Below are 4,763 nucleotides of genomic sequence, written 5' to 3'. Positions count from 1 at the left end.
GACGTCACAGCTGGCCGGTCCGCTCGCGCCACGCCCGCTCCTTGACGATCCACTCGTTGTCCTGCGGGAACTCGTCGATGCCCGGCACGCGCCGGATCTCGCACTTCGAGCCGGGGATCGCCGGGAGCCGCTTGGCCCACTCGACGGCCTCCTCCTTCGAGGCGACGTCGAGCACGTAGAAACCGCCGAACAACTCCTTCGTCTCACCGTACGGCCCGTCGGTGACCACCGGGGTCTCCCCGCTGTAGTCGACCACCACGCCCTGGGACGGGTCGTCCAGGCCCTCGGCGGCGACGAGCACGCCGGCCCGGATCAGCTCGTCGTTGAAGCGGCCGATGGTTTCGAGCATCTCCTCGAAGGGCGTCTCCATCATCTTCGCCATGGACTCGTCCGTGCCTCGCATGATCAGCATGTACTTCGCCATCTTCGCTCTCCTTCTCCTTGATCGGGGTCGTCTCTCGACCCTCTCAGTCCCAGGTCGAACGGCGCGCTCGCGGATCGACACGGCGGACGGATTCGGACCGGATTTTTTCGCCGGACACCCCGTTACGGGTCGGCACAGGGGCAGCCGGGGGTGTTGTGGCCGTGACCAGGGCGGTGACGGCCGCGCGGATGGTCTCGTCGTCGACGAAGGCGCGCCATCCGGCGGAGGTGCTGAGGCGGTCGTCGCGGGTGAGGGCCTCGGCCAGGACGGTGGCGGCGGGGCGGGCGGCCGGGCCGATGCGGGTGAGGTGGTGGACGGCGGGCAGCATGACCGGGAGGTAGGCGCCCCGGGTGAGGGGCCGGCAGACGGCGAGGAGTACCGGGACGGCGGGGTCGGTGTCGCCGGCGATGGCCCACAGGGCGTGGGCGGCCCTGACGCGGACCCAGTCGTCGTCGGCTTCGGCGACCATAGAACGCAGCCGGTCCGCGTACGGGGCGGCGAGCGGCCCGAGATCGGCGAGGCGACCCAGGTCGGGGTGGGGGAACCGCCCCTCGGTGGCGGCGGGGCCGAGGACGGCGAGGGCGGGGCCGGGCTCGCCGCCGACGCGCCAGTACGACCAGGCCGCGAGGCCCGGGTCCTGGTCGCCGGCGGTGGCGCGGGCGAGCAGGGACTCGCGTGCCGCGCCGCCCGCCGGACCGATGGCCGCCAGCGCGGTCGCGGCATGCGTCCAGGTCTTCTCGCCGTCGAGCAGGGAGAGCAGGTCCGGTACGGCGGTCCTCGCGGCCGCGCCCCAGGCTTCGAGCACCTGGCAGAGCGAGCGGACCAGCTGGGGGCGGTCCGTGCCGCGCAGCCGGGCGCGGATCGCGGGGACGAGCGCCTCGGCGTGGTCCCGCAGCGGGATCAGCAGCTCATGGAGGCCGGGGAGCTCGGCCCAGTGGGTGTTGACGTACCGGGGGGAGTGCCCGGAACCGGTCCCGAAACCGATCCGGCCGCCGGTGAGCCGTTCGGCGAGGACGGGCACGCAGCGCGGGTCGTTCAGCCGGGCCAGGGCCCACACGGCCGCGTCGGCGACGGTCTCGCCCGTACGGTCCGCCCGGGCGGCGGTGTCGTCGAGCAGTTCGGCCACCGGGTCGGCGTGGGCGGCTGCCGCCGGACCGAGGCACGCGATCAACTCGACCGCCCGGAAACGGACTTCGGTGTCCGGGTCGGCCAGGCGCGCGGCGATGCCCGGCAGCAGATCGGGCACGGGCGAGTGCCAACGGGAGAGCAGCCCGCCCGCCAGGGCCAGCGCACTGGCCCGCTGCTCCGGGTCCGGGTGGTCGGCCAGCAGACCGAGGACGTAGGCGGGGGACGCACCCGGGTACAGGTCCGCCGTCCAGCTCTGGACGCCGACGACCCCGCAGCCCGCTCCGGCGGTCTGCCGCCACAACGCCGCACTGGGAGCACGGACCGCGTCCAGGACGAGGTCCCGATGCCGCGTTGCGAGTTCGGGGTCGGTCGGGGCGAGCGCGTGGACGGCCGCCAGCCGCAGCTGCGGCTCCGGGTGGTCCAGCAGCTCGTGCAGCAGGCCGTGGGTCTGGGCGGCGCGGTTCCCGGCGGGCTCCCGCCCGACGGCCGCGCCGAGGGCGATCACCAAGTCGAGGCGGGTAGCGGGATCCTCCTCCGCGTCCCAGTGCGTCAGCAGCGTGGGCAGGACGAGCGCGCCGGGGCTGCCGCACCGGCCGGCCAGGCTTGCGGCGGCCCGGCGGACCTCCGGCTCGGGGGCGGACACCAGGCCCAGCAGCTCGGGCAGGGCCCGTTTCCAGGCCGCGGCCCAGCCCTCGTCCACCCACTTCGCGTCGACGAGGACGGCCTCGCTGCTCAGATCCGTCATCAGGTCCAGCAGTTCGAGCCGGGCCGGGAGGTCGGTCGGGGCGCCCGACCGGGTGGCCAGCCGGACCAGGAACGGCAGCGCGGCCGTCGCGGCTGAGCAGACCCAACCGCCTTGGTGGAACAGGAGATTGGCGAGGGTGCCGGCGGCCTGCGCGGGGTCCTCCCGGCCGGGGCGCGCGCAGTGCCGCAGCAGGCTCGGGACGTCCGTGGCGGAGCCGTAGTTGTGCCTGAGTCCCGCCCAGTCGATCGCGTCGAGTTCCTCCCACATGGGCGTGGACTCTACCGTCGGGGCAGTTCCGCTCGCCGAACCGCCTTCGAGGCGAAGGCGAAGGCCGCGCCCAGGCAGGACAGGCCGCCGCAGCCGATGAACACCGGGGCCGCGCCCCAGGCGTCGATCGCGGCGCCCACCACCGGGTAACTGAGCGGGGCCAGGCCGACCATGGTGAGCATCACGACGGAGGTGACCCGGCCGAGGTAGGCGGGGTCGGCGGACGTCTGGATGAGGGCGCTGTCCAGGCTGCCGAAGACGCCCGCGCTCAGCCCGACCAGCGCCGCGAGCAGGGCGGCTGTCCACAGGCTCGGGACCAGCGCCATGGCGGCCGCGCCCACACTGCCGGCCAGCAGCGTCGCGACCATGGTCAGGCCCGCCCGGGGCAGCCAGCCGGCGATCGCGAGCAGGGCGGCGCTGGCGGCCGCTCCGGCGCCGAAGCAGGCGACGATCCAGCCGTAGCCGGACGGGCCCCAGCCGCGTTCGGCGTTGAGGAGCACCATGCCGACGTTGAGGGTGCCGGTGAGGCCGAGCTCGCAGACCGCCCCGGCGGCGACCAGCGGGCCGATCAGCCGGTGGCGGCGGATGTAGCGCAGCCCGTCCAGCAGTTCGGCGCGGCCGGTGCTGCGGCCCGGCCGGGGCTGTTCGGACGGCGCTTCGAGCGGGTGGATCCGTACCGTCAGCAGCAGTGGCAGGGACAGGGCGAAGAGCAGGCCCGCGACGGTGAAGGCGGCGGCCGGGCCGCCGAGACCCATGGCCAGGCCGCCGATCGGCGGGCCGGCGATCTGGCTCAGCCGCATCGCCAGGGAGCGCAGGCCCGTGACCCGGGCGAGCTGGTCGGAGCTGGTGATCCGGGGCGGCAGGGCGCCGACGGCGGGGACGAACAGGGCGTCCACGGCGCCGAATACCAGGGCCACCACGACCAGCAGCCAGAGCGCGGGCGTGGTCAGGGCGATGGTGGCGGCGACGGAGAGGATCAGGAGGCAGCGCAGGGTGTCGCTGCCGAGGATCACCCGGCGGGGGTCGAGGCGGTCGGCGACGACCCCTCCGCCGAGCATCAGCACCGCCCGTGGCAGCGCCCCGGCGGCCATCACCAGACCGACCTCGGTGGGCCCGGCGGCCTTCTGGGCGGACCAGCCGAGGGCGAGGAAGTACACGCTGTCGCCGATCAGCGAGGCGGTGTAGGCGGTGAGCCAGCGCAGCACATTGGCGTCGCGGTGCGCGGGGGCGTCGGGGCGTATCGGCGGTGCGGTCTCCACGGTGGCCATGGCGGGCTCCAGCAGGTCGGTGACGGAAACGGACGTCCGCGTCAGGGGCGGAACGGAAAGCCGTACAGGTGGACGGACACGTGCTCGCGGCCCTCGGTGTCGCCGGCGGCCTTGGCGGCCTTGCCGCGCTCCCGCCAGCGCCGCGACAGCGCTTGCAACTCATCGCCCAGCTCCGCGAGTTCGGCCGGGGTCAGGTCTAGCAGCCACTCGGAGCTGAAGGCCGCGTCGGTCCACTCCTTGCCCCAGGCGGCGCCCTGGTCCAGGTACGCGCGGTACTGCGCGGCGCGGCTGTCGACCAGGCCGCGGGTGACCGCGCCGACGGCGGCCGCGCCCTCGGGCGTACCGGCGAGGTCCGACTCGCGGAAGCCCCAGCCCTCCTCGGACGCCACCTGCCACCACCGCTCCCGCCCGTCGGCGCTCCGCGCGCCCGCCTCGGTCACGAAGCCGTGCTCGGCGAGCTTGCGCAGGTGGTAGCTGACCAGGGACGGCGCTTGGTCGACCTGCTCGGCGAGCTGGGAGGCGGTGGCGGTGCCCGCGGCGTAGAGCAGACGGTAGAGCTGCATGCGCAGCGGGTTGGTGAACGCCTTCAGGCGGGAGAGGTCGGTGATCCGCTCGGGCTTGGGGTGCTGGGGCATGGCCTCACGGTAGATCCGAAGGGAAAATTGCGCAATAAAATTTTCGGATCTGCCAAGGCCGGCGGCGACGTGGATCTCTGGGTGCGAGACGGTTCGGCCCTGGGCCTGCCGGCCTTCGATCCAGCCGGGCCGGCCGCTGCCGAGGAGTGCGAGAAGGCCGCGCGGAGTCCTGCGGCAGCGGGTTCCGCTGCGAGCCGACCGGCGAGGAGATCGAGACCGGCCCGCGGGTGCGGGTCACGGCGCTCCTCGACCCCCAGCCGATCAGCATCGTCGGCGGGGCCCCGCGCAGGGAAGTA

At 74.4% G+C, this 4,763-nt stretch carries 4 protein-coding genes; all 4 read right to left on the bottom strand.

Features of this window, described 5'->3' with window-relative positions:
* Positions 1 to 4 precede the first annotated feature (4 nt).
* Genes ACFQ87_RS42910 through ACFQ87_RS42895 form a run of 4 tightly spaced genes read right to left on the bottom strand, consistent with a single transcriptional unit; the run spans position 5 to position 4,467 of the window.
* Positions 5 to 424: a YciI family protein gene (locus tag ACFQ87_RS42910; RefSeq protein ID WP_380616421.1), complete on the bottom strand. Its 420-nt coding sequence runs from the start codon at positions 422 to 424 to the stop codon at positions 5 to 7.
* Between the two features lie 43 nt (positions 425 to 467).
* Positions 468 to 2,564, bottom strand: coding sequence for a HEAT repeat domain-containing protein (locus tag ACFQ87_RS42905; RefSeq protein WP_380616420.1), 2,097 nt, complete (start codon positions 2,562 to 2,564; stop codon positions 468 to 470).
* Between the two features lie 11 nt (positions 2,565 to 2,575).
* Positions 2,576 to 3,832: an MFS transporter gene (locus ACFQ87_RS42900; RefSeq protein WP_380616419.1), complete on the bottom strand. Its 1,257-nt coding sequence runs from the start codon at positions 3,830 to 3,832 to the stop codon at positions 2,576 to 2,578.
* Positions 3,833 to 3,873: 41 nt separating this feature from the next.
* A complete protein-coding gene (locus tag ACFQ87_RS42895; protein ID WP_380616417.1) occupies positions 3,874 to 4,467 on the bottom strand; it encodes an ArsR/SmtB family transcription factor in 594 nt (197 codons plus the stop codon).
* Positions 4,468 to 4,763: the final 296 nt, after the last annotated feature.

Origin of the sequence: Kitasatospora sp. NPDC056531, assembly GCF_042794375.1 — a bacterium.
Taxonomy (GTDB): domain Bacteria; phylum Actinomycetota; class Actinomycetes; order Streptomycetales; family Streptomycetaceae; genus Kitasatospora.
This window is presented reverse-complemented; position numbering and strand designations above follow the sequence as displayed.